At 74.0% G+C, this 25,649-nt stretch carries 25 protein-coding genes; 14 read left to right on the top strand and 11 right to left on the bottom strand.

Translation table 11 applies throughout. The annotated features are described in order from the left end of the window. The first annotated feature begins 7 nt into the window (after positions 1-7). The gene (gene katG / locus ACIHAD_RS34240; protein ID WP_397358847.1) at positions 8-2,236 is read left to right on the top strand and encodes a catalase/peroxidase HPI; all 2,229 of its coding nucleotides are present in this window, start codon (positions 8-10) and stop codon (positions 2,234-2,236) included. Between the two features lie 38 nt (positions 2,237-2,274). Here the strand turns inward: katG and ACIHAD_RS34235 are convergent, their stop codons facing one another. After that, positions 2,275-2,862 carry a TetR/AcrR family transcriptional regulator gene (locus tag ACIHAD_RS34235; protein WP_397358846.1) on the bottom strand — a complete coding sequence of 196 codons (588 nt, stop codon included), beginning with the start codon at positions 2,860-2,862 and terminating at the stop codon, positions 2,275-2,277. 293 nt (positions 2,863-3,155) lie between these two features. Here ACIHAD_RS34235 and ACIHAD_RS34230 point away from each other — a divergent pair, with 293 nt between their 5' ends. Beyond that, entirely contained in the window at positions 3,156-4,340 is a 1,185-nt protein-coding gene (locus ACIHAD_RS34230) for an MFS transporter (protein ID WP_397358845.1), read from the top strand. 19 nt (positions 4,341-4,359) lie between these two features. On the opposite strand, the gene ACIHAD_RS34225 is transcribed toward ACIHAD_RS34230, so the two are convergent. Genes ACIHAD_RS34225 through ACIHAD_RS34215 form a run of 3 tightly spaced genes read right to left on the bottom strand, consistent with a single transcriptional unit; the run spans position 4,360 to position 6,545 of the window. Next, complete coding sequence (locus tag ACIHAD_RS34225) at positions 4,360-4,692, bottom strand: ArsR/SmtB family transcription factor (RefSeq protein ID WP_397358844.1); 333 nt, start codon at positions 4,690-4,692, stop codon at positions 4,360-4,362. Then, positions 4,679-5,110, bottom strand: a complete 432-nt coding sequence (locus ACIHAD_RS34220) for an SRPBCC domain-containing protein (RefSeq protein WP_397358843.1) — start codon at positions 5,108-5,110, stop codon at positions 4,679-4,681. The genes ACIHAD_RS34225 and ACIHAD_RS34220 overlap by 14 nt, the downstream gene beginning before the upstream one ends. Positions 5,111-5,168: 58 nt before the next feature. After that, positions 5,169-6,545: an MFS transporter gene (locus ACIHAD_RS34215; RefSeq protein WP_397358842.1), complete on the bottom strand. Its 1,377-nt coding sequence runs from the start codon at positions 6,543-6,545 to the stop codon at positions 5,169-5,171. Between the two features lie 122 nt (positions 6,546-6,667). On the opposite strand from ACIHAD_RS34215, the gene ACIHAD_RS34210 reads away from it, so the two are divergent. The 5 genes from ACIHAD_RS34210 (at position 6,668) to ACIHAD_RS34190 (ending at position 13,750) form a co-directional block, all read left to right on the top strand. Further along, positions 6,668-7,432 (top strand): IclR family transcriptional regulator, encoded by a 765-nt coding sequence (locus tag ACIHAD_RS34210; RefSeq protein WP_397358841.1) that lies wholly within the window; start codon positions 6,668-6,670, stop codon positions 7,430-7,432. Between the two features lie 25 nt (positions 7,433-7,457). Next, on the top strand, positions 7,458-8,306 hold the full coding sequence (locus tag ACIHAD_RS34205) for a fumarylacetoacetate hydrolase family protein (protein WP_397358840.1): 849 nt from the start codon (positions 7,458-7,460) through the stop codon (positions 8,304-8,306). Further along, entirely contained in the window at positions 8,306-9,319 is a 1,014-nt protein-coding gene (locus ACIHAD_RS34200; protein ID WP_397358839.1) for a zinc-binding dehydrogenase, read from the top strand. Before ACIHAD_RS34205 ends, ACIHAD_RS34200 begins: the two co-directional genes overlap by 1 nt. Before the next feature lie 20 nt (positions 9,320-9,339). After that, on the top strand, positions 9,340-12,129 hold the full coding sequence (locus ACIHAD_RS34195; protein ID WP_397358838.1) for an FAD-binding and (Fe-S)-binding domain-containing protein: 2,790 nt from the start codon (positions 9,340-9,342) through the stop codon (positions 12,127-12,129). A 70-nt stretch (positions 12,130-12,199) separates the two neighbouring features. Next, complete coding sequence (locus ACIHAD_RS34190; protein ID WP_397358837.1) at positions 12,200-13,750, top strand: serine/threonine-protein kinase; 1,551 nt, start codon at positions 12,200-12,202, stop codon at positions 13,748-13,750. Between the two features lie 51 nt (positions 13,751-13,801). On the opposite strand, the gene ACIHAD_RS34185 is transcribed toward ACIHAD_RS34190, so the two are convergent. From ACIHAD_RS34185 to ACIHAD_RS34165, 5 genes are all read right to left on the bottom strand, one after another. Further along, complete coding sequence (locus ACIHAD_RS34185; protein WP_397358836.1) at positions 13,802-15,220, bottom strand: response regulator; 1,419 nt, start codon at positions 15,218-15,220, stop codon at positions 13,802-13,804. A gap of 110 nt (positions 15,221-15,330) precedes the next feature. Beyond that, the gene (gene pip, locus ACIHAD_RS34180) at positions 15,331-16,299 is read right to left on the bottom strand and encodes a prolyl aminopeptidase (protein WP_397358992.1); all 969 of its coding nucleotides are present in this window, start codon (positions 16,297-16,299) and stop codon (positions 15,331-15,333) included. 50 nt (positions 16,300-16,349) lie between these two features. Further along, the gene (locus ACIHAD_RS34175) at positions 16,350-17,336 is read right to left on the bottom strand and encodes an FAD binding domain-containing protein (RefSeq protein WP_397358835.1); all 987 of its coding nucleotides are present in this window, start codon (positions 17,334-17,336) and stop codon (positions 16,350-16,352) included. Next, positions 17,333-17,848, bottom strand: a complete 516-nt coding sequence (locus ACIHAD_RS34170) for a (2Fe-2S)-binding protein (protein ID WP_397358834.1) — start codon at positions 17,846-17,848, stop codon at positions 17,333-17,335. Before ACIHAD_RS34170 ends, ACIHAD_RS34175 begins: the two co-directional genes overlap by 4 nt. A 180-nt stretch (positions 17,849-18,028) precedes the next feature. Further along, complete coding sequence (locus ACIHAD_RS34165; protein ID WP_397358833.1) at positions 18,029-18,181, bottom strand: hypothetical protein; 153 nt, start codon at positions 18,179-18,181, stop codon at positions 18,029-18,031. A 9-nt stretch (positions 18,182-18,190) separates the two neighbouring features. Between ACIHAD_RS34165 and ACIHAD_RS34160 the strand changes: the two genes are divergently transcribed. Then, positions 18,191-18,631: a DUF4396 domain-containing protein gene (locus ACIHAD_RS34160; protein WP_397358832.1), complete on the top strand. Its 441-nt coding sequence runs from the start codon at positions 18,191-18,193 to the stop codon at positions 18,629-18,631. Positions 18,632-18,670: 39 nt separating this feature from the next. On the opposite strand, the gene ACIHAD_RS34155 is transcribed toward ACIHAD_RS34160, so the two are convergent. Next, positions 18,671-19,093 carry a nuclear transport factor 2 family protein gene (locus tag ACIHAD_RS34155; RefSeq protein WP_397358831.1) on the bottom strand — a complete coding sequence of 141 codons (423 nt, stop codon included), beginning with the start codon at positions 19,091-19,093 and terminating at the stop codon, positions 18,671-18,673. Positions 19,094-19,247: 154 nt separating this feature from the next. Here ACIHAD_RS34155 and ACIHAD_RS34150 point away from each other — a divergent pair, with 154 nt between their 5' ends. The 5 genes from ACIHAD_RS34150 (at position 19,248) to atpB (ending at position 24,124) form a co-directional block, all read left to right on the top strand. Further along, the gene (locus ACIHAD_RS34150) at positions 19,248-19,841 is read left to right on the top strand and encodes a winged helix-turn-helix domain-containing protein (protein ID WP_397358830.1); all 594 of its coding nucleotides are present in this window, start codon (positions 19,248-19,250) and stop codon (positions 19,839-19,841) included. Further along, positions 19,834-21,195, top strand: coding sequence for an MFS transporter (locus ACIHAD_RS34145; RefSeq protein ID WP_397358829.1), 1,362 nt, complete (start codon positions 19,834-19,836; stop codon positions 21,193-21,195). Before ACIHAD_RS34150 ends, ACIHAD_RS34145 begins: the two co-directional genes overlap by 8 nt. Before the next feature lie 189 nt (positions 21,196-21,384). Continuing rightward, positions 21,385-22,671: a sensor histidine kinase gene (locus ACIHAD_RS34140; RefSeq protein WP_397358828.1), complete on the top strand. Its 1,287-nt coding sequence runs from the start codon at positions 21,385-21,387 to the stop codon at positions 22,669-22,671. Next, positions 22,668-23,261: a response regulator gene (locus ACIHAD_RS34135; RefSeq protein WP_397358827.1), complete on the top strand. Its 594-nt coding sequence runs from the start codon at positions 22,668-22,670 to the stop codon at positions 23,259-23,261. Before ACIHAD_RS34140 ends, ACIHAD_RS34135 begins: the two co-directional genes overlap by 4 nt. Positions 23,262-23,347: 86 nt before the next feature. After that, positions 23,348-24,124 carry a F0F1 ATP synthase subunit A gene (gene atpB, locus ACIHAD_RS34130; protein WP_397358826.1) on the top strand — a complete coding sequence of 259 codons (777 nt, stop codon included), beginning with the start codon at positions 23,348-23,350 and terminating at the stop codon, positions 24,122-24,124. A 6-nt stretch (positions 24,125-24,130) separates the two neighbouring features. Here the strand turns inward: atpB and ACIHAD_RS34125 are convergent, their stop codons facing one another. Next, a complete protein-coding gene (locus tag ACIHAD_RS34125) occupies positions 24,131-25,006 on the bottom strand; it encodes a diacylglycerol/lipid kinase family protein (RefSeq protein WP_397358825.1) in 876 nt (291 codons plus the stop codon). 314 nt (positions 25,007-25,320) lie between these two features. Here ACIHAD_RS34125 and ACIHAD_RS34120 point away from each other — a divergent pair, with 314 nt between their 5' ends. Beyond that, on the top strand, positions 25,321-25,644 hold the full coding sequence (locus ACIHAD_RS34120; protein WP_397358991.1) for a sensor histidine kinase: 324 nt from the start codon (positions 25,321-25,323) through the stop codon (positions 25,642-25,644). Positions 25,645-25,649 lie beyond the last annotated feature (5 nt).

Genomic DNA, 25,649 nt, shown 5'->3' with positions numbered 1-25,649 from the left:
GATTCCCATGTCTGAGAACCATGATGCGATCGTCACAGACGCCAAGTCGGAGGACGGCGGCGGCTGCCCGGTCGCGCACGAGCGCGCCCCCCACCCGACCCAGGGCGGCGGCAACCGCCAGTGGTGGCCGGAGCGGCTCAACCTGAAGATCCTGGCCAAGAACCCGGCCGTGGCCAACCCGTTCGGCGAGGACTTCGACTACGCCGCGGAGTTCGAGAGCCTCGACCTCGCGGCCGTCAAGCGGGACATCGCCGAGGTGCTGACGACCTCGCAGGACTGGTGGCCGGCCGACTTCGGCCACTACGGCCCGTTCATGATCCGGATGGCGTGGCACAGCGCGGGCACGTACCGGATCAGCGACGGACGCGGCGGCGCCGGGGCCGGGCAGCAGCGCTTCGCGCCGCTCAACAGCTGGCCGGACAACGGCAACCTCGACAAGGCCCGCCGCCTGCTGTGGCCGGTCAAGAAGAAGTACGGCCGCAAGATCTCCTGGGCCGACCTGCTGATCCTCACCGGCAACGTGGCCCTGGAGTCGATGGGCTTCACCACCTTCGGCTACGCCGGCGGCCGCGAGGACGCCTGGGAACCCGACGAGGACGTCTACTGGGGCCCCGAGTCCACCTGGCTCGGCGACCAGCGCTACACCGGCGACCGTGAGCTGGAGAACCCGCTGGCCGCGGTCCAGATGGGCCTCATCTACGTCAACCCCGAGGGCCCCAACGGCAACCCCGACCCGCTCGCCGCGGCCCGCGACATCCGCGAGACCTTCCGCCGCATGGCGATGAACGACGAGGAGACCGCCGCCCTGATCGTGGGCGGCCACACCTTCGGCAAGACCCACGGCGCGGGCCCGGCCGACAACGTCGGCCCCGACCCCGAGGCCGCCCCGATCGAGCAGATGGGCCTCGGCTGGCGCAACAGCTTCGGCACCGGCAAGGGCGGCGACGCGATCACCAGCGGCCTTGAGGGCATCTGGACGGACACCCCCACGACCTGGGACAACAGCTTCCTGGAGATCCTGTACGGCTACGAGTGGGAGCTGTTCGAGAGCCCCGCCGGCGCCAACCAGTGGCGGCCGAAGGACGGCGCCGGGGCCGGCACCGTCCCCGACGCCCACGACCCGGCCAGGCGGCACGCCCCGACGATGCTGACGACCGACCTGTCGCTGCGCGTGGACCCGATCTACGAGCAGATCACCCGCCGCTGGCTGGAGCACCCCGACGAGCTCGCCGACGCCTTCGCCCGCGCGTGGTTCAAGCTGACCCACCGCGACATGGGCCCGGTCGCGCGCTACCTCGGCCCGGAGGTCCCGTCCGAGACGCTGCTGTGGCAGGACCCGCTGCCCGCGGTGACGCACGAGCTCGTCGACGCGGCCGACGTCGCCGCCCTCAAGGAGCAGATCCTCGCCTCGGGGCTGTCGGTGTCGGAGCTGGTGTCCACCGCGTGGGCGTCGGCCTCCTCCTTCCGGGGCAGCGACAAGCGCGGCGGCGCCGACGGCGGACGCCTCCGCCTGCAGCCGCAGAGCGCGTGGGAGGTCAACGACCCCGACCGTCTGGCGACCGTCCTGGGCACTTTGGAGGGCATTCAGAAGGCGTTCAACGGCGCCCAGGCCGGCGGCAAGCAGATCTCGCTGGCCGACCTGATCGTGCTCGGCGGGTGCGCGGGCGTCGAGCGGGCCGCCAAGGAGGCCGGCTTCGACGTCCAGGTGCCCTTCACGCCGGGACGGGCCGACGCCACGCAGGAGCAGACCGACGTGGAGTCGTTCGCCGCGCTGGAGCCGGCCGCCGACGGCTTCCGCAACTACCTCGGCAAGGGCAACCGCCTGCCGGCCGAGTACCTGCTGCTCGACCGGGCCAACCTGCTGACGCTGAGCGCGCCGGAGATGACCGTCCTGGTGGGCGGCCTGCGCGTGCTGGGCGCCAACCACCGGCAGTCGACGCTCGGCGTCCTCACCACGACCCCCGGGACGCTGACCAACGACTTCTTCGTCAACCTGCTCGACCTGGGCACGACGTGGCACTCGACGCAGGACGCCAACGTCTTCGAGGCCCGCGACGCCGCCACGGGCGAGGTGCGCTGGACCGGCACCCGCGCCGACCTCGTCTTCGGCGCGAACTCCGAGCTGCGCGCGGTCGCGGAGGTCTACGCGAGCGACGACGCGAAGGAGAAGTTCGTCCGTGACTTCGTCGCGGCGTGGGACAAGGTCATGAACCTCGACCGGTTCGACCTGGCCTGAGCCTGACCGGACCGCCCGGGGCGTTCCGCCCCGGGCCGTTAGGCGGTGAGCAGGGCGTGGGCGGTGACGCGCAGGTCGGCCACGGCCGCCGCCGCCCGCGCGGTGCCGAAGGCGGGGTCGCATAGGCGTTGTTCCAGGTCGGCCAGCACCACGACGACGTGCAGGTCGAGCACCCGCAGACGTTCCTGCGTCAGGCCGGGCAGCCGCCGCCGCAGCAGGCCGGACAGCTCGCCGACACCGGGATGGTGGTCGCCGGAGTAGGGCCAGGACCGGTAGGCGCCCGACAGCACGTACCGGCTGGTGAAGCGCAGGTACCAGCTCGCGCCGCCGTGGGTGAGCACGTGCTCGGCGAGCGGGGCGAGGTAGGCCCGGAGCAGGGCGGGAAGATCCTCCTCCAGGCCGCGGGCGCGCAGGTCGTCGATCAGCTCGCGGCGGCGGTGGCTGAGGGGGGTCATGCGGTGGGCGTACAGGGCGTCGATCAGGCCGGCCTTGCCGTCGAAGTGGTACTGGACCGCCGAATGGTTGCCCTGCCCGGCCGCGACGGCGATCTCCCGGAGCGAGACGTCGAGACCGCGCTCGGCGAAGAGCCGTTCGGCCGCCAGGAGAATTTTCTCTTTGGCCTGCATTCCCACCTTTTCCGGATCGCCGAGGTATCGTCGCGGATTAAGACAACCCGTCTTACTCTTGTGCCGTCTGCTGTCCAAGACCGTACGCCTGTCCTGGCGGGAGCCTCGCCGTGACCGCAGAACCGGGCTTCCGCCGGGCCGGCCGCCCACCGGACCGCGCTCCACGCCGACTGACGGCCCTTCCCGCGGGACGGGGTGGCGGGTGATGGTGTGGTCCGAAATCGGCCGGTACCTGGGACGTCATGCCTGGTTGGCTGGTTCGCCGTAGATCATTCCCTGTCCGGAACGGAACCATGGCAACCACCACCCTCGCCCCGCCGCGCCCGCCGCTGATCTCCTGGCTCGCGGTCGCCTCGATCACCCTGGGCATCTTCGCCATCGTCACCAGCGAGATCCTGCCCATCGGCCTGCTGACCACCATCGGCGCCGACTTCCGCGTCAGCGACGGCACCGCCGGGCTGACCATGACGCTGCCCGGGTTCGTCGCCGCGGTCGCGGCCCCCGTCCTGACCGTGGCCACCGGCCGCCTGGACCGCCGCGTGATGCTCTGCGTCCTGATGGTGGTGCTGGCCGCCGCCGACGTCCTGGCGGCCGTGGCCGGGGCCTACTGGGTCGTGCTGGTCTCGCGGGTGCTCGTCGGCCTCACCATCGGCGGCTTCTGGTCGATCGCGGCGGGGCTGGCGTCCCGGCTGGTGCCGCCGCCCGCCGTGGGCGCCGCCACGGCCCTGATCTTCTCGGCCGTGCCGCTGGGCTCGGTGCTCGGGGTGCCGGCCGGAACCCTCATCGGCCACCTGGCGGGCTGGCGGACGGCGTTCCTGGTGCTGGCCGGGCTGGCCGTGCTCGTGCTGCTCGCGCTGCTGGCCCTGCTGCCGCCGCTGCCCGCCCGTCAGGTCACCGGCCCGCGCGTCCTGCTGGACCTGCTGCGCCTGCACGGCACCAGGATCGCCCTGCTGGCCACGTTCCTCGTCGTGCTGGCGCACTTCGGCACCTACACCTACGTCACCCCGTTCCTGGAGCACGTCACCCGGCTGCCCCCGGCCGCCGTCAGCGCCGTCCTGCTGGCGTACGGCGCGGCGGGGATCGCGGGCAACTTCCTGGCGGGCCGGGCCGTGGCCACCGGCCCGCGCCTGGCCTTCGCCGTCTGCGGCGGCCTGATCGCGGCGGCCACCGTACTGCTGCCCCTGGCCGGCACCTCGCAGGCGGGCGCGGTCGTGCTGCTGGTGCTGTGGGGGCTGGCCTACGGGGGAGTGCCGGTCTGCTCCCAGGCGTGGTTCCTGCGGGCCGCGCCCGGCACGCCGGAGGCCGCGACCGTCATCTTCACCTCGTCGTTCCAGGCGACCTTCGCCCTGGGCGCGCTCCTGGGCGGCGTGATCGTCGACGCCTTCTCGGTGTCGGTCGTGATGGTCGCCGGCGGGCTGGTCGCGCTGGTGATGGCGGTGTCGTTCTCCTGGCTCACCCGTCCCCGCCGGGCCGCATGATCGTGGCGGGGACGGGCGGTCAGCCGTCGAGGTGGTCGCGCAGCGCGTCGAGGCGGCCGTCCCAGTCGCTCGCCAGCGCGGCCAGGAACTGCTGGGCCACCTGCATCGGGGCCGAGCGCAGCCGGTAGCGCACACGACGGCGCTCGCCCGGCTCGGCCGTCACCAGCCCCGCCTCGGCCAGCAGCGTCAAATGCTTGGCGATCGCCTGCCGGGTGATCGGCAGGCGGGCGGCCAGGTCGGTCGCCGTGGCCGGGCCCCGGGAGGCCAGCGCGGCCAGGATGGCGCGCCGGCTCGGGTCGGCCAGGGCGACGAAGACCTGCTCGGCCACCGCCTCGATGTCAGGCGGCGTCAAGGTGCCCGGCCAGCTCGCCCAGCTCGCTCGCCCACCCCTCGGTGTGGGCGTCGTACGCCTTGCGGTGGTGGTCGTCCGGCAGCTGGGCGAAGCCGGTCTCGACGACGGTCAGCCGCGTGCCCGTGCCGGCCGGTTCGAGGGTGAACTCGACGTACGTGCGGCGCGGGTCGTCCTCCGGCATGCCGAAGACCGGCCAGGTGAAGCCGAACACCGACGGCTCCTCCACGCGCTCCACGCGCAGGTCGACCGCGTGCCCCTGGCTCCAGCTCATCCGCGCCGGCCCGCCGGGACGCAGCTCGATCGCCGCCTCCTGGCCGAACCAGGCGGCCAGCCCCTCGGGGGTGGTGAGCGCGGCCCACACCTTGCCGGGCGCGTGGGCCAGCTCGACGGTCCGCTCGATACGATCAGGGAATCCCATGAAGACCTCCATATGCAGCAGGAAAAGGTTGCCACACCTTGCGGCGACCGGGTGACGGTCACTGCTCCGGCCGCGGGTGCCGGCGCAGGCCGTACGCGATGAGGGCGACGGCGGCGAGCGTCACCGCGACGTCCACCAGCAGCGCCAGGCGGATGCCGGTCAGGTCCCCGCCGCGCGTGGCGGCGACGGCGCCGAGGAGCGGGATGCCGACGGTGATGGCCACCTGCTGCGTCATCGACGTCAGGCCGGTCGCCAGCCCCTGCTCCTCGTCCGGCAGGCCCGAGGTCCCGGTGACGGTGTAGGCGACGATCGCGGTGACGTGTCCGAAGAAGCCGACGAACAGCGCGGGGACCAGCACCGCGAGCGCCGTCCAGCCGGTCCCGAGCAGGACGGTGGGAAGCGTCGCCAGAGCCTGGACCGTCATGCCCGCGACCAGCACCAGGCGGCTGCCGAAGCGCCCGACGAACCGCCCGGCGATCACTCCGGCGCCCACCGACGCCAGCCCGGGGAGCCCGAACACCAGGCCCGTGGCCAGCGGCGACAGCCCCAGGACGCGTTGCAGGTACAGCGTCACCAGGAAGATCATGGCCGGCTCCATGGTGAAGATCACGAACCCGGCGAAGTTGCCCCACTTCACCGTGGGCCGCCGCAGGATGCGCACCGGCGCGAGCGGCGCCGGCGAGCGCAGCTCGATCATCCAGAACGCGCCCAGCAGCACCACGCCCACGACCGCCGCCACCAGGTCGGTCTCGACGGCCGCGTAGATCACGGCCAGCAGGCCGCCGGTCACGGTGACCGCGCCGGGCAGGTCCAGCCGCACCCGCTCCGGCAGCACGCTCTCGCGGATCAGGAACGGCGCCAGCAGCACGATCGCCACCGCGACCGGCACGTTGAACAGGAACGCCGCCCGCCAGCTCAGCAGGCTGACCAGGGCGCCGCCGAGCAGCGCGCCGACGGTGAACCCGCCGGACAGCAGGGCGCCGTTCAGCCCCAGGACGCGGGCGCGCAGCGGGCCCTCCTTGAAGGTGGTGGTGAGCAGCGACAACGCGGCGGGGATCGTCATCGCCGTGGCCAGGCCCTGCAGCACGCGGGCGGTCAGGAGCGTCCCCGGCCCGCCGGCGAAGCCGCCGAGGAGGGAGGCCCCGGCCAGCACGACCATGCCGGCGAGGAACAACTTCCGGCGGCCGAACAGGTCCGCCGTCCGGCCGAACACGAGGGTGAACCCGGCCGCCGGCAGCGCGTACGCCGAGGCGATCCAGGGCCACTGGGCCGGGCTCAGCCCGACGCCCGCGCCGGCCTGGGGGAGGGCGACGTTCAAGATCGAGAAGTCGACCGCCAGCATGAAGCCGGCGCCGAGCAGGACGAACGCGATCAACCGCTGCCTGGTGTCGAGGCGTGGCGGGGTGGTCTCAATGGTCGCGACAGGAACACTCATGGCGGCCTCCAGCTAGTAGCAACCGAACGGTTGCCACGTTATGGCAACCACTTGGTTGCGTCAATGGCGGGCGGTTGGCGGCGAACTTCCGTTTTCCGGAACGGTGGTCTAACCTTCGGAACATGCCCGACAGCGACGCCAGGCTCGTGGGAGCCGACCGCGTGCTGGCCGTGCTGGCCGAGCTCGCCCGGCACCCCGACGGGATCGGCCTGGAGGAGATGGCCCGCGCGGTGTCCAGCCCGAAGCCGACCGCCCACCGCGCCCTGGCCGCGCTGCGCCGCGCCGGGTTCGCCGTCCAGAACGGCCACGGCCGCTACGTGCTCGGCGACGAGTTCCTGCGCATGGCCTTCGCCCACCACGAGGCCCGGCCCGACCACGTCCGCGTCACCCCGATCCTCAAGGCGCTGTGCGACCGCTACGGCGAGACCGTGCACTACGCGGTGCTGGAGGGCGCGTCGGTGGTCTACCGGTCCAAGCTCGACCCGCCGTCCGGCGCGGTGCGGCTGACCTCGGTCGTAGGCGGGCGCAACCCGGCCCACTGCACCGGCGTCGGCAAGGTGCTGCTGGCCGAGACCCTGCGGGACGAGGCCGCGGTGCGCGCCTGGGTGGGCGACCGGCGGCTGGAACGGCCCACCGAGCGCTCGATCGGCACCGCCGAGGAGCTGCACGCCGAGCTGGAGCGCGTCCGCGAGCAGGGCTACGCGGCCGACGACCAGGAGAACGAGCCGGGCGTCAACTGCGTGGCGGTCCCGGCGTACCTGACCTCGCCCACCGTGCCGAGCGGCGCGATCAGCATCAGCGGCCTGGCCTACCGCACGCCCCTGCGAACGCTCGTGGACGACGTGCCGGCCATCCGCGCGCTCGCCGCCGGACAGCACCTTCCCTGATCACCACCGAACTGGAGAGAATCCCTTGTACCTGATGCGCATCGGCGCGCCCGGCGCCGAGAAGCCGGTCGTCCGCGTCGACGACGACCACTACGTCGACGTCTCCGACCTCACCCCCGACTTCGACGAGCGCTTCTTCGCCGCGGGCGGCCCCGCCCGGCTCGCCGACCGGGTCGCCGCCGGCCCGCGGCAGGCGTTCGCCGGCGAGCGGGTCGGCGCGCCGATCGCCCGCCCGCACCAGATCCTGTGCATCGGCCTGAACTACAGCGACCACGCCGCCGAGACCGGCCAGGCCGTCCCCGCCGAGCCGATCCTGTTCACCAAGTCGCCCAACACCCTGGTCGGCCCGCACGACGACGTGCGCATCCCGCGCGGCGCCACCAAGACCGACTGGGAGGTGGAGCTCGGCATCGTGATCGGCCGCCGCACCTCCTACCTGGACTCGCCGGAACAGGCCAGGGACGCGATCGCCGGCTACTGCGTGGTCAACGACGTCAGCGAGCGCGCCTTCCAGATGGAACGCGGCGGCCAGTGGAGCAAGGGCAAGTCGGCCGAGACGTTCAACCCGGCCGGCCCCTGGCTGGTCACCCCCGACGAGCTCGCCGACGTCCGCGATCTGGGCATGTGGCTGGACGTCAACGGCGTACGCCGCCAGACCGGCAGCACCAAGACGATGATCTTCGACCCGTACGTCATCGTCCACCACCTGAGCCAGTTCATGGTGCTGGAGCCCGGCGACCTGATCAACACCGGCACCCCGCCCGGCGTCGGCATGGGCCACGACCCGCAGATCTGGCTGCGGCCCGGCGACGTGATGGAGCTCGGCATCGACGGGCTCGGCAGCCAGCGCCAGCGGGTCGTGGAGCCCCGGTAGTGCGGGCACTCGTCCTGACCGGGCCGGGCGCGGCCGAGGTCCAGGAGGTCGAGCCCCCCTCCGCCGGGCCCGGCCAGGTGGTCGTGGACGTCGAGCGCGCCGGCGTCTGCGGCACCGACATGGAGCTGTTCAGCGGCGAGATGAGCTACCTGCGCACCGGCCGCTCCCGCTACCCGCTGCGCCCCGGCCACGAGTGGTGCGGGCGCGTCGCTGAGCTGGGCCAGGGCGTGGACCCGTCGTGGCTGGGACGGCGGGTCGTCGGCGACACCATGCTCGGCTGCGGGCGCTGCGACCGCTGCCGCCAGGGCCGCCACCACGTGTGCCCCGACCTGGCCGAGCTCGGCATCAGCGGGGGCGCCGCGGGGGCGCTGGCCGAGCGGCTGGCCGTCCCGGTCGCGGCGCTCCACGCGCTGCCCGATACGGTGGACGCGACCTTGGGCGCGCTGGTCGAGCCCGGTGGCAACGCCTTACGCGCCGTCCGCGCGGCGGGGCTGGAGGCGGGGGAGCGGTTGCTGGTTCTGGGCACGGGCACGATCGGCCTGCTGGCCGCGCTGTTCGCGCGCGCCGGCGGCGCCGAGGTGCACCTCATGGGCCGCGCCGAGCCCGACCTGCGCCCGGCCGCGGAGCTGGGCTTCCGGCACGCCTGGACGCGGGCGACGCTGCCCGCCCTGCCCTGGCACGCCGTCCTCGACGCCACCAACGCCGCCGAGCTGCCCGCGTTCGCCCTCGACCTGGCCGAACCCGCCCGCCGCGTCGTCTACATCGGCCTGGCCGGCACGCCGTCCACGCTCGACACCCGCGACCTGGTGCTCAAGGACGTCACCGCGGTCGGCGTCCTGGGCGGCTCGGCGGGCCTGGCCGGGACCATCGACGCCTTCGCCGGCGGCGCGGTGGACGCCCGTCCGCTGGTGGCCGCCACGGTCGGGCTGGCGGACACGGCCGGCGTCCTGGCCGGACGGCGGCCGTCCGGCGCCGGCCCGGGACCCAAGATCCACATCGACCCCCGGCAATGAACCTGGAAGAGAGCACGAGCATGACCCACCGTGAACCGCGACGGCTGAACGCGCCGGACGCCGCCGTCCTGGCGGCGGTCGAGACGGCCGTCCCGGGGATCACCCGCGCCCGCGCGAGCGACCGGCTCGGCATGGCCCACGACGCCTCCCACTACCTGCTGACCCCGCAGGCCGTGCTGGTGGCCGAGAGCGCCGGCCAGGTCGCCGCGCTGCTGCGCACCGGCCTGCCGCTGACCTTCCGCTCGGGGGGCACCAGCCTGAGCGGCCAGGGCGTCAGCGAGCACCTGCTCGTGGACACCCGCCGGCACTTCCGCTCGATCGAGGTCCTCGACGGCGGCGCCCGGGTACGGGTCCAGCCCGGCGCGGTGCTGCGGCAGGTCAACGCCCGCCTGGCCCCGTACGGGCGCAAGCTCGGCCCCGACCCGGCCAGCGAGTCGGCCTGCACGATCGGCGGCGTCGTGGCCAACAACTCCAGCGGCATGACCTGCGGCACGCACGCCAACACCTACCGGACGCTGGAGTCGATGACGCTGGTGCTGCCGAGCGGCACCGTCGTCGACACCGGCGCCCCCGACGCCGACGAGCGGCTGCGCGCCCTGGAACCCGACCTCGCGGCCGGCCTGGAACGGCTGCGCGACCGCGTCCGCGGCAACCCCGACTCGGTGCGCCGCGTCCAGGCCCAGTTCGCGCTGAAGAACACCATGGGCTACGGCCTGAACAGCTTCCTCGACCACGACGGCCCCGCGCAGCTCCTCGCCCACCTGGTCATCGGCAGCGAGGGCACCCTCGGCTTCGTCGCCGAGGCCGTCTTCCGCACCGTCCCCGCCCACCGCCTGGCCGCCACCGGCCTGCTCGTCTTCCCGACGCTGCGGGAGGCGATGGCCACGATGCCGGAGCTGGTGGAGGCCGGGCCCGCCGCCGTCGAGCTGCTGGACGCCGAGTCCCTGCGCGTCGCCCAGACCGACCCCAAGGCCGACGACACGCTGCGCGCGCTGGCCGTCGCCGAGCACGCCGCGCTGCTGATCGAATGGCAGGAGCCCGACGCCGAGCTGCTCACCGAGCGCGAGCAGGCCGCCGAGCGGCTCTTCGCCGGGCTGCGCCTGGCCGCCCCCGCCCGGCTGAGCAGGGAGGCCGGCGGCCGGGCCGCGCTGTGGCACATCCGCAAGGGCCTGTACGCCACCGTCGCCGGCGCCCGCCCCAGCGGCACGACCGCCCTGCTGGAGGACGTCGCCGTCCCCGTGCCCGCCCTGGCCGACCTGTGCGACGACCTGACCCGCCTGTTCGCCGAGCACCGCTACGAGCGCAGCGTCGTCTTCGGCCACGCCAAGGACGGCAACCTGCACTTCATGCTCAACGAGCGCTTCGCCACCGACCTAGACCGCTACGCCGAGTTCACCGAGGACATGGTCGAGGCCGTCCTGGCCAGGGGCGGCACGCTGAAGGCCGAGCACGGCACCGGCCGCGTCATGGCGCCGTTCGTGCGCCGCCAGTACGGCGACGAGCTGTACGAGGTGATGCGCGAGGTCAAACGCCTGTGCGACCCGGCCGGCACGCTCAACCCCGGCGTCGTCCTCACCGACGACCCCGAGGCCCACCTGCGCGACCTCAAGACCGTCGTGACCGTCGAGCCCGAGGTCGACCGCTGCGTCGAGTGCGGCTACTGCGAGCCGGTCTGCCCCAGCCGCGACCTGACCACCACCCCGCGCCAGCGCATCGTGCTGCGCCGCGAGCTGGCCGCGGCGCGGGCGGCCGGCGACGACGCGCTGGCCCGCGAGCTGGAGGACGCCTACGCCTACGACGCCGTCGACACCTGCGCCGTGGACGGCATGTGCGCCACCGCCTGCCCGGTCCTCATCAACACCGGCGACCTGACCAAACGCCTGCGCGCCGAGCGCCACGGCCGCGCCGCCCGCCGGGCCTGGACGAGCGCCGCCCGCCACTGGGACGGCGTCACCCGCGCGATGAACCTGGCCCTCGACACCGCCGCCGCCGTCCCGCCCGCGCTCCCGGAGGCCGCCTCCCGGGCCGCCCGCGCCCTGGCCGGCGCGGACGACGTCCCGAGCTGGAGCCGCGACCTGCCGCGCGGCGGGACCAGGCGCCGCCCGTCCCCGGCCGGGGGCGCCGACGCCGTCTACCTGCCGTCCTGCCTGAACACCCTGTTCGCCCCGGCGGACGGCGGCCCCGGCGTGATGACCGCCTTCCAGCGCCTGGCCGCCCGCGCTGGGCTGACGCTGCACGTCCCGGAGAAGATCGCGAGCCTGTGCTGCGGCACCCCGTGGTCGTCCAAGGGCTTCGCCGGGGGCCAGCAGGCCATGGGCGAGCGCGTCGGGGACGTGCTCGCGCGAGCCACCGACGGCGGCCGCCTGCCCGTGGTCAGCGACGCCGCCTCCTGCACCGAGGGCTACGCCCACCTGGTGCCCGGCCTCCAGGTGGTCGACGCGGTCGCCTTCACCGCCGAGCACGTCCTGCCCCGCCTGCCCGAGGCGCGCCGCCTGCCGTCGCTGGCGCTCCACCCGACCTGCTCCTCCACCCGCCTCGGCCTGGACGCCGCCGTCGCCCGCGTCGCCGAGGCGGTCGCCGAGAAGGTGGTGATCCCGGACGGGTGGCAGTGCTGCGCCTTCGCCGGCGACCGCGGCCTGCTGCACCCCGAGCTGACCGCCTCGGCCACCCGCGCCGAGGCCGCCTCCGTGGCCGAGGCGGGCTGCGCCGCCCACGCCTCGGTCAACCGCACCTGCGAGCTGGGCCTGACCCGCGCCACCGGCCAGACCTACCGGCATCTCCTGGAGCTCCTCGACGAAGCGACCGCCTGAGAGGGGCGCGCTTTACACCGATGGTCAATAAGATCGTCGCTGTTGCGAAGATCCGGCGATCGGGAGCACGATGAGCGACCCCGGCGGTTTCGGCCCCCTGGAGATGGACGAGCACGAGCGGATCGGTCCCTACCGGATCGTGGGCCGGATGGGCGCGGGCGGCATGGGCGTCGTCCACGCGGGGGTCGCGCCCGACGGCTTACGGGTCGCGGTCAAGGTCATCCATCCGGGGCTGGCCGCCGACCCGCACTTCCACGACCGGTTCGTCCGCGAGGTGGAGGTGTTGTCGCGGGTGCGCGGGCGGTGCACGGTCGCGGTCCTGTCCGCCGACACCGCCGCCTCGCCGCCGTGGCTGGCCACCGAGTTCGTGCCCGGCCCGACGCTGACCGAGCACGTACGCGACCACGGGCCGCTGCCGCCGGACGACCTGGTCGCGTTCGGGGTGGACATCGCCGAGGCGCTCACCGACATCCACCGGGCCGGGATCGTCCATCGCGACCTCAAGCCCGGCAACGTGATCCTGGCCGCGTCCGGGGCGAAGGTGCTCGACTTCGGCATCGCCCGCGCCCTCGACGAGAGCGGGCTGACCGGCACCGGCGCGCTCATCGGCTCGCCCGGCTGGATCAGCCCCGAGCAGTACCGGGGCGACCAGGCCGACGCCGCCGCCGACGTCTTCGCCTGGGGCGCGCTGATGGCCTACGCCGCGACCGGGCGGCCGCCGTTCGGCACCGGGGCGCCCGACGTGCTCGCCTACCGCGTCATGAGCGTCGATCCCGATCTGTCCGGGGTGCCCGAGGGCGTGCGCGACCTGGTCCGGATGGCGCTGGCCAAGGACAGGGCGGCGCGTCCCGGGGCGGAGGAACTGCTCGCCGCGCTCCGGTCGGGCACGCTCCTCCTGCCGCGCCCCCCGTCCGGCACGCTCCCCCTGACGCCGCCGCCGCCTCCGCCCGGCACACTGCCCCTGACGCCGCCCCCGTCTGGCGGGCGGGGACCGCTGACGCCGCCGTCGTCCGGGGGGCGGGCGCAGCTGTGGCCGGTGGCGGCCGCCGTGGTCGCGGTCGTCGCGGTCGTGGCCGTCGGCGCGGCGTTCGCGCTGAACGCGGCCGGCACGCCGGAGGCGCTGCAGTCCCCGGACGACGGGCCCACCACCTCCTCCTACACCGACCCGCCCGCCACCTCCGCGGACCCGGACCCGACGGACACCCCCGAGGAGAGCGAGACCCCCGAGGAGAGCCACACCCCGGAGGACACCCCGACCGAGACCGACACCCCGGAGGAGACGCCCGAGGAGACGCCCGAGGAGACGCCCACCAAGAGCAGGCCCCGCACGTTGCCGTGCGCCTCCTCGGGCTCGATCCTGCGCGAGGCCGCCGCGCTGAACGGCGGCAGTCTCCCGCAGGACGCCGTGGTCGCGCGCAAGCGCTGCGTCGGCTCCTGGGTCGCCGCGGAGCTCGACTCCCCGAGCGTCGGCGGCATCGACCTGATCGCCCGGCGCGACGCCACGCGGTTCCTCGACGCCGACATCGGCAGCAACTTCTGCTCCCAGCAGGGCCGCCCGGCGTTGCTGGCGAGCGCGCCCGCCTCGATCAAGAGCTTCCTGTGCCCCCAGGGGTTCGGCTGACCCCGTCCGCGTGCCTTCCGCCCCCCACCGGCGGGAGGCACGCGCCCCCGGTCAGACGGCGTCCGTGCAGACCTGGGAGCCCGTCCCCGCGGCGCGGCGGACGCGCGCAGGCTCGACGCAGGCCCGCGCCGGGACGCTGGGCGCGTACACCTGGTCGGAGTAGATGACCCCGGTGCCCTCGTCGCCGCCCGAATACTGGGTGAGGCTCTTGTCGTCGTAGCCGGCCGAGCGGCCGACCGGCGTGCGCTCCACCCACACGTTGTAGTGCCTGCCCTGCCCCTGCTTGGTGAACCTGGCCCAGTTGACCTGGCAGGTACGGCCCCGGCCGGGGCCGTACCGCAGTTCGAGGTAGCCGTCGAAGGCCTGGACGCGCCTGGACGCCACGGTGTAGGACCCGGCGTTGCAGCCCGTCAGCGCCGGGTCCTTGCCGTCGCAGGCCGTGCCGGAGCAGCTTCGGGCGGCCGCCCGGCCGTTCGCGGGGCCGTCGTCCGCGGCCGCCCCCGTGAACGGGAACAGGGCCAGGGCCGCCACCGCCAGCACGGCCGCCGTCCGGTGTGATCGCATGCCGCCACCTCCAGGGAGAGTTCGGGTTCGTCGGCACGATTGTGGACCGGGCGGCGGGCCCGGGTCTGTCATGCGGCCTGTGGTGCGTTGGCGGGACCTCATTCGCCGGACGGGAGCGGGATGCGCACCGACACCAGCGTCCCCTCGCCGGGAGCGGTCTCGACGTCGGCGCTGCCGCCCACCGCGCGGCCCGCTGCCGACGGCCTGCCGCACGACCTCCTCCAGGGCGGCCACGACGTCCTCGGCCGGATCGCCGTCGTCGCCGCGCAGGAAGGCGCGCAGCCACTGCGACTCCTCCGCCACCCGCGCCCTGACCGAGGCGTCGGCGATCCAGCCGTCGCGGGTCAGCGCCTCCATCGCCCATCCGGCGGCCCACCTGGGCATGGGTGAAGCCCTGGGCGATGTAGGACAGGGTCTCCTCCTACCGGGCCGACAGACGGGGACGGACCTCGGCGTCCTCGGCGTCCTCACCGTCCTCGTCCCGGCGGGCGGGCGGGTGGCGTCGTCCAGCTCGCTCTGCAGGATGTCGGCCAGGCCCGCCGAGAGGTAGAAGCCGCCCGCGGCCACCGTGCGCATGGCGGCGACGATGAGCTCGGAGGGGGCGTCCTTGGTGACGTAGCCGTTGGCCCCGCCGCGGATCGCCGCCAGCACGTCGGCGGGCCGTCCCGAGGCCGACACGATGAGGACCCGCGTGACGGCCGCCAGCTCCTTGACCGCGGCCAGGCAGGGCCGGTCCTCGGCCAGGTAGAGGTCGAGGATCAGCACGTCGTACCCGGCGTCGAAGCCGCGCAGGTCCTCGACGGACGAGCCCCGCAGCACCACCTTCAGGTCCTCGTGCCGGTGAAGGAGGTACTCCAGCCCATGGCGGATCAGCTCGTGGTCGTCGATCACGGCGATCCGGATCACGTCTTGCTCCGCGGCAGGCTGCGAACGTGGTGACATGTCAACAACGGTGATCAGAAGTGCACGGGACCGGCAAGTCCCGCAAAACCACTACAAGTTCGTAGTGTAGATCATCAATCCTGTGGTGCACGGGCCTTCGCGCGGTAGCCGTCGGTGGCCCTGACGAGCTCGTGCAGCGTGCCCGGTTCGGCGCCGCCGTGGCCGGCGTCCTCGACGATCCGCAGCTCGGCCTCCGGCCAGGCGCGGTGCAGCTCCCAGGCGGCGTCGGGCGGCGTCTTCATGTCGTAGCGGCCGTTGACGATGACGCAGGGGACGTGCCGGATCGCCGCCACGTCGAGCAGCTCGCCCTCCTCCAGGAAGCAGCGCTGCGTGAAGTAGTGCGCCTCGATCCGGGCGAAGCCCAGCACCTCCCGGTCCTCCAGGGGCGGGGGAGCGGCGGGCAGCAGCGTGTTGGCCGCCAGCTCCCAGGCCGCCCACGCCCGCGCCGCCGGCAGGTGCACCTCCGGGTCCGGGTCGAACAGGCGGCGGTGGTAGGCGGCGAGCAGGTCGTCCCGCTCGGCCTCCGGGATCGCGTCGCGGAAGGCCGCCCACTCCGCAGGGAACAGCCGGGCCGCCCCCGAGCCGGTGAACGCCCACGCCTCGTCGGCCGCGCTCGCCAGGTAGACGCCGCGCAGCACCAGCTCGGTCACCCGGTGCGGGTGCCGGCGCGCGTAGGCCAGGGCCAGGGTCGTCCCCCACGAGCCGCCGAACACCTGCCAGCGGTCGATCCCGAGCCGCCGCCTGAGCAGTTCCATGTCCGCGACCAGGTGCCAGGTCGTGTTGGCCGCCAGTGACACCCCGGGGTCGCCGGCGTGCGGCCGGCTGCGCCCGCAGTTGCGCTGGTCGAACAGGACGATCCGGTAGGCGCCGGGGTCGAAGAAGCGGCGCTGCACCGGCAGCAGGCCGCCGCCGGGGCCGCCGTGCAGGAGGACGACCGGCTTGCCGTCGGGGTTGCCGCAGGTCTCCCAGTAGATCTCGTTGCCGTCGCCGACGTCGAGCAGACCGGTCTCGTAGGGCTCGACGGGCGGGTAGAACGTCATCAGCGTCATGGCTACCAGACCTACTCGCCCGGGACGCCCGGCGCGCGGCAGATCTACAATGTAAAGGCGGCCAGTTCGGTCAGCGTGCGGCGGACCAGCCGGGCGGCCAGGACCGGTTTGAACCCGTTGTGCCGCAGCGGACGGGCGCCGTCCAGGGCCAGGCTCGCGGCCCGCTCGAAGGAGGCCGTGTCCGGCGGCGCGCCGGTCAGCAGGTCCTCGGCCGCGCGGGCGCGCCACGGCTTGTGCGCCACCCCGCCGAGCGCGACCCGCGCGTGCGCGATCCGGCCGTCCTCGACGTGCAGCAGCACGGCCGTGCTCACCAGCGCGAACGCGAACCCGGCCCGGTCCCTGACCTTGGCGTAGGCCCCGCGTCCCGGCGGCTCGGGCGGCAGGTCCACGCTCGTGACCAGTTCGCCGTCCCGCAGCACGGTCTCCACCTGCGGCGTCGCGCCGGGCAGGAGGTGGAAGCCGCTGAACGGGACGCTTCGCGCGCCCTCGGGCCCCGTCAGGTTGACGGTCGCGTCGAGGACGGCCAGGGCCACGCACATGTCCGACGGGTGGACGGCCACGCAGCTCGGGCTCGCCCCCAGCACGGCGTGCGCGCGGTTGAAGCCCTCCAGCGCGTCGCAGCCCGCGCCGGGCGTGCGCTTGTTGCAGGCGGCGTCGGTGTCGTAGAAGTAGCGGCAGCGCGTACGTTGCAGCAGGTTGCCGCCCACGGTCGCCCGGTTGCGCAACTGCGGCGAGGCACCCGCCAGGATGGCGCGGGCGAGCACCGGATACCGCCGCCGCACCCGTGCGTCGGCCGCGACCTGCGTGTTGCCGGCCAGCGCGCCGAGCCGCAGGCCGCCGCCGGGCAGGTCCTCGACGGCCGACAGCGGCAGGCGCGAGATGTCCACGACCCTGGCCGGGCGCTCGACGTCCTCCCGCAGGAGGTCGACCAGGTTCGTCCCGCCGGCCAGGTAGCGGGCCGGGCCGTCGGCCGAGGCCATCGCGACGGCCTCCGCCACGCTCGCCGCGCGCAGGTAGGCGAACTCCCTCACGTCGCGGCCACCTCCCTGATGGCGGCGGCGATGTGGGGGTACGTCCCGCACCGGCACACGTTGCCCGCCATGCGCTCGCCGAGCTCGGCGTCGGTCAGTTCCCCCGGGGGAGCGGTCAGGTCGGGCGTCGCGGCGCTGGGCACGCCGTCCCGGAGCTCGGTCAACAGGCCGACGACCGAGCAGACCTGGCCGGGCGTGCAGTAGCCGCACTGCAGGGCGTCGTGCCGGACGAACGCCTCCTGCACCCGCGCGCCCAGCTCGTCGCCGGCCAGGCCCTCGACGGTGACGATCTCCATCCCCGCGCACTGGACGGTGAGCAGCAGGCACGCGTAGACCCGCCGGCCGTCGGCCAGCACGGTGCAGGTGCCGCAGGCCCCCTGGTCGCAGCCCTTCTTCGTGCCGGTCAGGCGGAGGTGGTCGTGCAGGAAGTCGAGCAGGGACACGCGCGGGTCCGCCGGAGGCTCGTACGGCTGCCCGTTGACGCGCAGCCGGAGTGGGGCACGGTCGTCCATCCCACCCCTCCGGCCGTACGGACAGTGGTGATCACCGTAACCCGCGCGGGGGCGGAGCGGCGGGGCGCCTGACCTGGTCGAGGGGCAAAAGGGTACCGAACATTGCCGAATACAGGTGGGGGTATAGGTTTGCGCGGGTTGAGATGTGTCTGTTTGAGCTAGAAGGTAGCAATGTCGGAATCAATGAGCCACGGCCGGCATGACCCCGGTCATCACGCCCCCCACCCCCACGACCACGACGCTCCCGGTGACCACGACGCTGCCCACGGCTCTCACGCCCACCGTCAGGAGTCCGCCCACGGTGACCACGCGCGCCACGAGGGTGCGGAGCATGGTCATGCGATGCGCGCGACCTGGGGAGTGGCCGCCTCCGCCACTCTGCACTGCCTCACCGGGTGCGCCATCGGCGAGGTGCTCGGCATGGTGATCGCCACCGCCCTGGGCTGGCACAACCTGCCCAGCGTCGTCCTGGCCATCGTCCTGGCGTTCTTCTTCGGGTACGCGCTCACCCTGCGCGGGCTGTTCAAGGCCGGCGTGGACTGGCGCAACGCGCTGCGCCTGGCCCTGGCCGCCGACACTCTGTCCATCCTCGTCATGGAGATCGTCGACAACGGCGTCATGCTGGTCATCCCGGGCGCGATGGACGCGGGGCTCGCGTCCCTGCTGTTCTGGACGGCGCTGGCGATCTCGCTGGTGGTGGCGTTCCTCGTCACGACCCCGATCAACAAGTGGATCATCGGACGCGGCAAGGGCCACGCCGTCGTCCACGCCTACCACCACTGATCCCGTGCGCCGCGGGTTCCCCGGTGGCGCACCTCCCGCTCATCCCCGGGCGCTCAGGGCCTCGGCGACCGTCAGGCTGTCCTCGTAGATGTGGCTACGGGTGATCAGCCCGTCCTCGACGGTCAGATGCAGCGCGAACGGCGACGTGTAGGAAACCCCGGTGGCGCGCACGGTCTGCACGATCTGCCCCAGCACCACGGCGTCCGGCCCGTCCACCAGAATCTGCCGGACCGTGGTGCCGTTCAGCTCCGGCACGTGATGCGCCCCGAGCGCGCGGTAGTGATCGGCCACCTCGGTCCGCCCGGACCGGGGTCGGATCCACGGCACCGCCGGATGCCCCTCGGCGGGCCAGCTGAGCTGCCAGTCGACCGGCTCGGCGAACAACTCCGACGTCCGCTCGGGATCGCCCTCGACGATCCGCCGCAGCAACTCTTCCACGATGTCCCGCGTGTTCCTCGTCATTCCTCCAGTCTTCCGATGCGCCTGCATGCCGTCGATTACTCCGCAGGTAATGCGATCCGTGCACGGCCGGATTCGAGCTGCGGGGTCAGGTGATCGCCGGCGGATTCCAAAGGAATCCTTGACATCGGGGTGGAGGCGGCCGAACATTCCAAGCATGTCCTTGGAATCCTCGGGACGGCGGCTGGTCCTCAACGATCCCGCCGCGATGCGGGCGTTCGCCCATCCGGTCCGGCTGGCGTTGCACGAGCTGCTGTTGCGGGCGGGCGCGACCACCGCCGCCGACGCCGCCCGCGAGGTCGGGATCAGCCAGGCGCTGGCCTCCTACCACCTACGGCAACTGGCCAAGTACGGCCTGGTGGAGCAGGCCGAGGCGCGCGACGAGCGGGAGCGGCCCTGGAAGGTCACCGTCAGCGTCCAGGTGTGGGACGACGACGTGGCGGGGGCGGAGCAGTCGGCCGCCCGAAGCCTGCTGGAGCAGGTCATGGCCGAGCGGGCGTTGTCGCGGCTGGTGGAGTGGCAGCAGGCCCGGCGGGACGAGGAGGAGCCCTGGCGGGGCGTCGGCGGCATCGGCAACACCTACCTCTACGTCACCCCGGAGGAGGTCGCGGCGCTCGGCAACGCCGTCGCGGACCTGCTGCGGCCGTTGATGGCCCGCGTGGACGACGCGGCGGCCCGTCCCGCAGGGGCCCGGCCGGTGCTGATGACGCAGATGGTGATCCCGCTCGCTCCGACGGCCTCCGGTGACTGAGCGCCCCGGCCTGACCGGGCCGGCCGCCGACCGTGCCGGTGATCGGCCGCCTGCGGAGCAGCCGTTCGCGGAGCAGCCGTTCGGGGGGCAGCCGTCTGCGGAGCCGCCGGGCCGGGATGGTGGGGTTCGGGCGCTGGTGGGTGGAGGGCGGGGGTTCGGGCGGCTGCTGGCCGCGTCCGTCGTGTCCCAGACGGGCGACTGGGTGATCAGCACCGGGCTGGCGTTCCACGTCTACCGCCTGACCGGCTCCACCCTGTCCACCGCGATCATGCTGCTGGTCTCCCGGATGCCCGACGTCCTGCTCGGGTCCGTGGCCGGGGTGCTGGCCGACCGCTGGGACCGCCGCCGGCTGCTGGTCCTCACCGACGTGCTGCTCGGACTCGGGTTGCTGCCCCTGCTGGCGGTACGCGACCCGAGCCAGGTCTGGATCGTCTACGCGGTCGGCCTGTGGACCGGCGTGCTCGGCACCCTGCTCGCCCCGGCGCAACGGGCGCTCGTCCCACAGCTGGTGCCCGCCTCCGGGCTCGTCCGGGCCAACGCCCTGCACGGCCAGAGCGGCCAGCTCGCCCGTCTGCTCGGCGCGATGCTGGGCGGCGTCGCCGTCACGGCGGGCGGCCTGCCCGCGATCGTCCTGCTCGACGCGGCCAGCTTCATGATCTCGGCCGCCCTGCAGGTGAGCCTGCGCGTCCCGGCCCGGCCGCCGTCCGAGGGGCGGGCGCCGTCCGTCCGTGCCCAGTGGGCCTCCGGGGTGCGGCTGGCCATGGGGAACGCCGGGATCCGGCTGCTGGTCGCGTACATGGTGATCACAGGAGTGGGCGAAGGGATCTTCGCCACGCTCGCCGCCCCCTTCGTGGCGGACGTGCTGGGCGGCCAGGGTGACGCGTACGGCCTGTTCCTGTCGGTGCAGGCGGTCGGCGGCCTGGCCGGCGCGCTGGCCGTGGCCTTACCCCGGCGCAGCCTCTCGCCGCGGACGCTCCTCGGCTGGGGGACGGTCGCGTTCGGGCTGCTGGACCTCGCGCTGTTCGCCTACCCCCTCGCACTGGACGCGTTGTGGCCCGCGCTGGTGCTGATCGCGCTGGCCGGGCTGCCCGCCGCGGCCGCGATGGCCGGGTTCGCGACGCTGGCCCAGACGGCCACCACCGACGAGCGGCGGGGCGGCGTGATCGGGCTGCTCGGCAGCGCCCAGGCCGTCACCTCGCTGCTCGGCATGGCGGCGGCCGGGGTGCTGGGGGAGGTCGCGGGCATCGTCCCGGCGTTGTGCGTGCACGCCGCCGGACTCGTCACCGCAGGCATCCTCGTCCTGACCCACCGCCCACCCCCTACCCCCGCCCCGTGCACCCCTCGCCCCACCTGATGCCACCGCTCCCCACTACCTGATCTCCGGGTGACGACCTGGGCCATGACGTTTGTCATGTCGGCGTCTCTGACGCCTGGCACTACACCCGGCGCGACCCCTCCCAGCAGGCTGTTCCCATGCTGAGAATCAAGGACGGCAGCCCCCGGCGGTCGCCGCGCCGGCCGCCGGGCGTTACCGTCGGGCCCTGTGACGGGTGACGCGGCGGTGCGGGAGCTGGAGGTCGGCCGGGGCCGGACGGCGGCGCGCGCCGGGTCGTGCGTGTGGCTGCTGCTGTTGTGGTGGCCGCTGTGGTCGTTCTTCTCCTCGCGTCCCGGCGTGCTCGCGGTGGTGTGGGTGGTCGCGGCGGTGGCGGTCTTCGCGGCGTGCTGGCTGCGGATCATGTGGCGGGCGCTCAGCGCCCTGGGCGCGGCGACGCTGACCTGGCCGCTGGTCGGGCTGGTGGCCGCCGCGCCGGCGCTGCTGCCGGTGCTGCGGGCGCCATGGGCGTACGTCGGGTTCGTGTTCGTGGTCAGCGCCCTGTCGGCCTGCCTCAGGCCGGCCGCCTTCGCCGCGTCGGTGGCGGCGACGACGGCCGTGGTGGTGGCCGCGCTGACGGCGTACGGGCGGCCGTTCGGGCAGGTCTGGTGGGTGCCGCTGGTGATTGTGGTCGAGGCGGTGACGGTGGCGAGCCTGAAGCACCTGGGCGAGATGGTCGCCCGGCTCGACGCGGCCCGCGCCCACGTCGCCCGGCTCGCCGTGGACAACGAACGCCTGCGCTTCGCCCGCGACCTGCATGACACGCTCGGCCACACGCTGACCTCGATCACCATCAGGAGCCAGCTCGCCGCGCGGCTGGCCCGTACCGACCCGGAACGGGCCGCCCGCGAGATGGCCGACGTGGAACGCGCCGCCCGCCAGGCGCTCGACGAGGTGCGCCACGCCGTGGCCGGCTACCGCGCCCCTTCTCTGTCGGGCGAGCTGCGCACGGCGGCCCACAGCCTGGGCCTGGCCGGGATCCGGCTGGAGGTCTCGCCCGCCGGCGGGCCCGTCCCGGCCGCCGCCGAGACGCTGCTCGCCTGGACCGTACGGGAGGCCGCCACGAACGTCGTGCGCCACAGCCGCGCCCGCCACTGCCGCATCGACCTCGGCGTGGACCACCACACCGCCACCGTCGAGATTCGCGACGACGGCCCAGGCCCCGCCGCCGCCACCGAACCCGCCAGGACCGAACCCGCCGCGCCCGAACCCCCCGAACCCCCCGAGGCTCAGGCCGCCGGTGCCAAGGTTCAGGGGGTTGAGGGGGCCGGGGCTGAGGGTGAGGGCAGGGGTGCCGGAGCAAAAGCCGATGGGGCCGGGGGTTCGGGGGCCGTTGGTGGCAACGGCCTGACCGGGCTCGCGGAGCGGGTCGCCGCTGCCGGGGGCCGGTTGGAGGCCGGGGCGCTGCCCGGCGGCGGGTACCGGCTGTACGCCCGGGTCCCCCTGGAGAGCCCGTGATCCGCGTCCTCATCGCCGACGACCAGGACCTCGTCCGGGGCGGCCTGGCCGCGTTGCTCGCCCTGGAGGACGGCATCGAGGTGGTGGCCGAGGTCGGCCGGGGCGACCTGGTCGAACGAGCGGTGGACGAGCACCGCCCCGACGTGGTCCTGCTCGACATCGAGATGCCCGGCATGTCCGGCCTGGAGGTCGCCGAACGGCTGCGCGGCCACCGGGTGGTCATCGTCACCACGTTCGGCAGGCCCGGCTACCTCAGCCGCGCGCTCGACGCGGGCGTGTCCGGGTTCGTGGTCAAGGACGCGCCGGTGGCCGAGCTGACCGCGGCCGTACGCCGGGTGATGGCGGGGGAGACGGTGATCGACCCCAAGCTGGCGGTGTCCGCCCTGACCGTCGGGCCGAGTCCGCTCACCCAGCGCGAGGCCGAGGTCCTGCGGACCGCCTCCGGCGGCGCCACCGTGGCCGACATCGCCCGGACCCTGTTCCTGACCGAGGGCACCGTACGCAACTACCTGTCCTCGGCGATCAGCAAGACCGGCGCGCGCAACCGCGCCGAGGCCGTCCGCGTGGCCGAGTCCCGCGGCTGGCTCTGAATCCCGCAACCCTCTCCGGATCCCGTAACGCAGGCGGGATCCCGCAACCTCCTTAGGATCCAGCAACCCCTTGAAGGAGCTTCGCCATGCCCTCAGACGACTTCCGCCCGCCCGGACCGGAGGTGTTCGACTACCCCGCCCTGTGGGACGGCGCCCCGCTCTGGCTCACCAAACCGGTGCTGCTGGCCGCCGCCGGCGTGCTCGTGGTGTGCGCGCTGGCCTGGGGCGCCTTCTCCCGGCCCAGGCTGGTGCCGCGCGGCATGCAGAACGCGGGCGAGTACGCCTACCTGTTCGTCCGCGACCAGATCGCCCGCCCCTCGCTGGGCGCGGACGCCGACCGCTGGATGCCGCTGCTGCTCACGCTCTTCCTGCTGATCCTGCTCTGGAACGTGATGGGCGTGATCCCGCTGCTCCAGTTCCCGGTCACCGCCCACGTCGCCTTCCCCTGGGTGCTGGCCGGCGTGGTCTACGTGCTCAAGCTCTACCTGGGCTTCAGGCACCAGGGCCTGGCCGGCTACCTCAGGAACGCCATGTTCCCCGAGGGCCTGCCCAAGGCTCTGGCGATCACCCTGTACGCGCCGCTCGAACTGTTCTACATCTTCGTCACCGCGCCCTTCACCCACGCCGTGCGGCTGTTCGCGAACATGTTCGCCGGGCACACCCTGCTGGCCTTCTTCAGCGCGGTCGGCTACTGGTTCCTGGTGGAGCGGCCGACCGTGGGCGGCGTGGCGGTGGGCGTGCTGGGCGTGTTCATGACGTGCGTGCTGACCGCGTTCGAGATCTTCGTCATGTTCCTCCAGGCGTACCTGTTCACCATGCTCACCGCCATGTACCTCGGCCAGTCCCTGCACCCCGAGCACTGAACGGGGTCAGGCCGGGGGCGGCGCCAGGACCCGCCAGGCGGCCGGCCGCACGATCCAGGTACGCCTCTGCGCCACCTGCTCCAGCTCACCGTCCACGCTGGCCGGGACGGGGCCGCCCGCGACGGTGATCCGCCTGCCCCGGTAGGTCCGCACGTCAGGGCGGTCGGGATGCCGGCCCCGCCGCAGCCCGGCGGCGAAGGCCAGCCGCGCCAGCGGTCCCGTGGCGTAGGACACCACCACCTCGGCCAGCCCGTCGTCGGGCCGGGCCGCCGGGGCCAGCGGTGTGCCGCCGCCGATCGTGGCGCCGTTCCCGACGCCGGCCATGAGCACGCGGCGGCGGCCGGTGCACACCTGGGCGCCGTCCACCCTGATCCGCAGCCGCCATCCGCCCGTCGCCGCGCCGGCCAGCACCGCGCCCACCGCGTACGCGGCCCGGCTCAGCAGCGGCTTCAGCGGCGCGGCCCGTTCGGCGGCGTGCGCGCCCACGCCGAGGTGCGCCGCGTTGACCACGATCCCGCCGTCGTCGTCGATCAGCAGGTCCACGGGCCGTTCGTGCCCCGCCAGCACGACGCGGGCCGCCTCGGCCGGGTCGAGCGGGATGCCCAGGGAGCGGGCCAGGTCGTTGCCGGTGCCCATGGGGATCAGGCCGATCGGGCCGGCGTCCAGCCGACCGTGCTCCAGCAGCGCGGCGACCAGCGCGTGCACGCTGCCGTCGCCGCCCATCACCACCGGGACCCGGTCGTCGCGCGCCCGCGCGGCCTCCTCCGCGCCGCCGTCGCAGACCCGCACGTCGGCCTCCGCCCGCAGCAGCCGCAGCACCTCCCGCGTGCCGTCCTCGCCGACGCCGCCGGCCTGCCGGTTGCAGATCACCAGAAGTCTCACGGGTCCTCGCCTTCCCTTCCGCCGGGCGGATGGGTCTCTTCCCCGAGCACCCGGCACAATTCCCCGCCGCCGGAGCTCGTTCGCGGCGGGGTGTGCGCTTCTATGGCGTTTCTAAGGTTCCCCGACGGTGGGGTGAAGGTGGTCGCGGTTGAGTTGCCGCAGCGGGCCGGGCCACTGGGGGCCGGCCGCCAGAAGGGCAACCGACATGAACGCACGAAAGACCGCGCTGGCCCTCGGGACGGCGGCGGCGCTGACGCTGGCCGGCTCCGGGGCGGTACCGGCCGCGATGACCGCCACCGGGACGGCAAGCCCGGCTGCGGCCCGGACAAGACCAGCGGGCTGTCTCCAACCTGGTGGACAACGCGATCAAGTGGAGCCCGCCCGGGGGCGCGGTGCTCGTACGGGTGGACGCGGCGGGCGTGCTGTCGGTGGCCGACCAGGGGCCCGGCATCGCGCCTGACGACCTGCCGTTCGTGTTCGACCGGTTCTACCGCGCCGAGTCGGCCCGCTCGCTGCCGGGTTCGGGGCTCGGCCTGGCCATCGTCCGGCAGATCGCGGAGGCGCACGCCGGATCGGTCCGCGCCGAGCCGCTGCGGCCCGGCGTCCGGCTGGTCCTCGCGCTCCCCGCGGCGACCTGACACCC

Source organism: Nonomuraea sp. NPDC052265 (genome assembly GCF_044547985.1).
In the GTDB taxonomy this organism is placed as follows: Bacteria; Actinomycetota; Actinomycetes; order Streptosporangiales; family Streptosporangiaceae; genus Nonomuraea.
This window is presented reverse-complemented; position numbering and strand designations above follow the sequence as displayed.

Coding starts and splice junctions, on each gene's coding strand:
- katG (WP_397358847.1), top strand. CDS start 8: ATGTCTGAGAACCATGATGCGATCGTCACAGACGCCAAGTCGGAGGAC.
- ACIHAD_RS34220 (WP_397358843.1), bottom strand. CDS start 5,110: ATGGGATTCCCTGATCGTATCGAGCGGACCGTCGAGCTGGCCCACGCG.
- ACIHAD_RS34165 (WP_397358833.1), bottom strand. CDS start 18,181: ATGCTCCGCACCCTCGTGGCGCGCGTGGTCACCGTGGGCGGACTCCTG.
- ACIHAD_RS34190 (WP_397358837.1), top strand. CDS start 12,200: ATGAGCGACCCCGGCGGTTTCGGCCCCCTGGAGATGGACGAGCACGAG.
- ACIHAD_RS34235 (WP_397358846.1), bottom strand. CDS start 2,862: ATGCAGGCCAAAGAGAAAATTCTCCTGGCGGCCGAACGGCTCTTCGCC.
- atpB (WP_397358826.1), top strand. CDS start 23,348: ATGCCCTCAGACGACTTCCGCCCGCCCGGACCGGAGGTGTTCGACTAC.
- ACIHAD_RS34170 (WP_397358834.1), bottom strand. CDS start 17,848: ATGGACGACCGTGCCCCACTCCGGCTGCGCGTCAACGGGCAGCCGTAC.
- ACIHAD_RS34195 (WP_397358838.1), top strand. CDS start 9,340: ATGACCCACCGTGAACCGCGACGGCTGAACGCGCCGGACGCCGCCGTC.
- ACIHAD_RS34215 (WP_397358842.1), bottom strand. CDS start 6,545: ATGAGTGTTCCTGTCGCGACCATTGAGACCACCCCGCCACGCCTCGAC.
- ACIHAD_RS34160 (WP_397358832.1), top strand. CDS start 18,191: ATGCGCGCGACCTGGGGAGTGGCCGCCTCCGCCACTCTGCACTGCCTC.
- ACIHAD_RS34210 (WP_397358841.1), top strand. CDS start 6,668: ATGCCCGACAGCGACGCCAGGCTCGTGGGAGCCGACCGCGTGCTGGCC.
- ACIHAD_RS34150 (WP_397358830.1), top strand. CDS start 19,248: ATGTCCTTGGAATCCTCGGGACGGCGGCTGGTCCTCAACGATCCCGCC.
- ACIHAD_RS34230 (WP_397358845.1), top strand. CDS start 3,156: ATGGCAACCACCACCCTCGCCCCGCCGCGCCCGCCGCTGATCTCCTGG.
- ACIHAD_RS34155 (WP_397358831.1), bottom strand. CDS start 19,093: ATGACGAGGAACACGCGGGACATCGTGGAAGAGTTGCTGCGGCGGATC.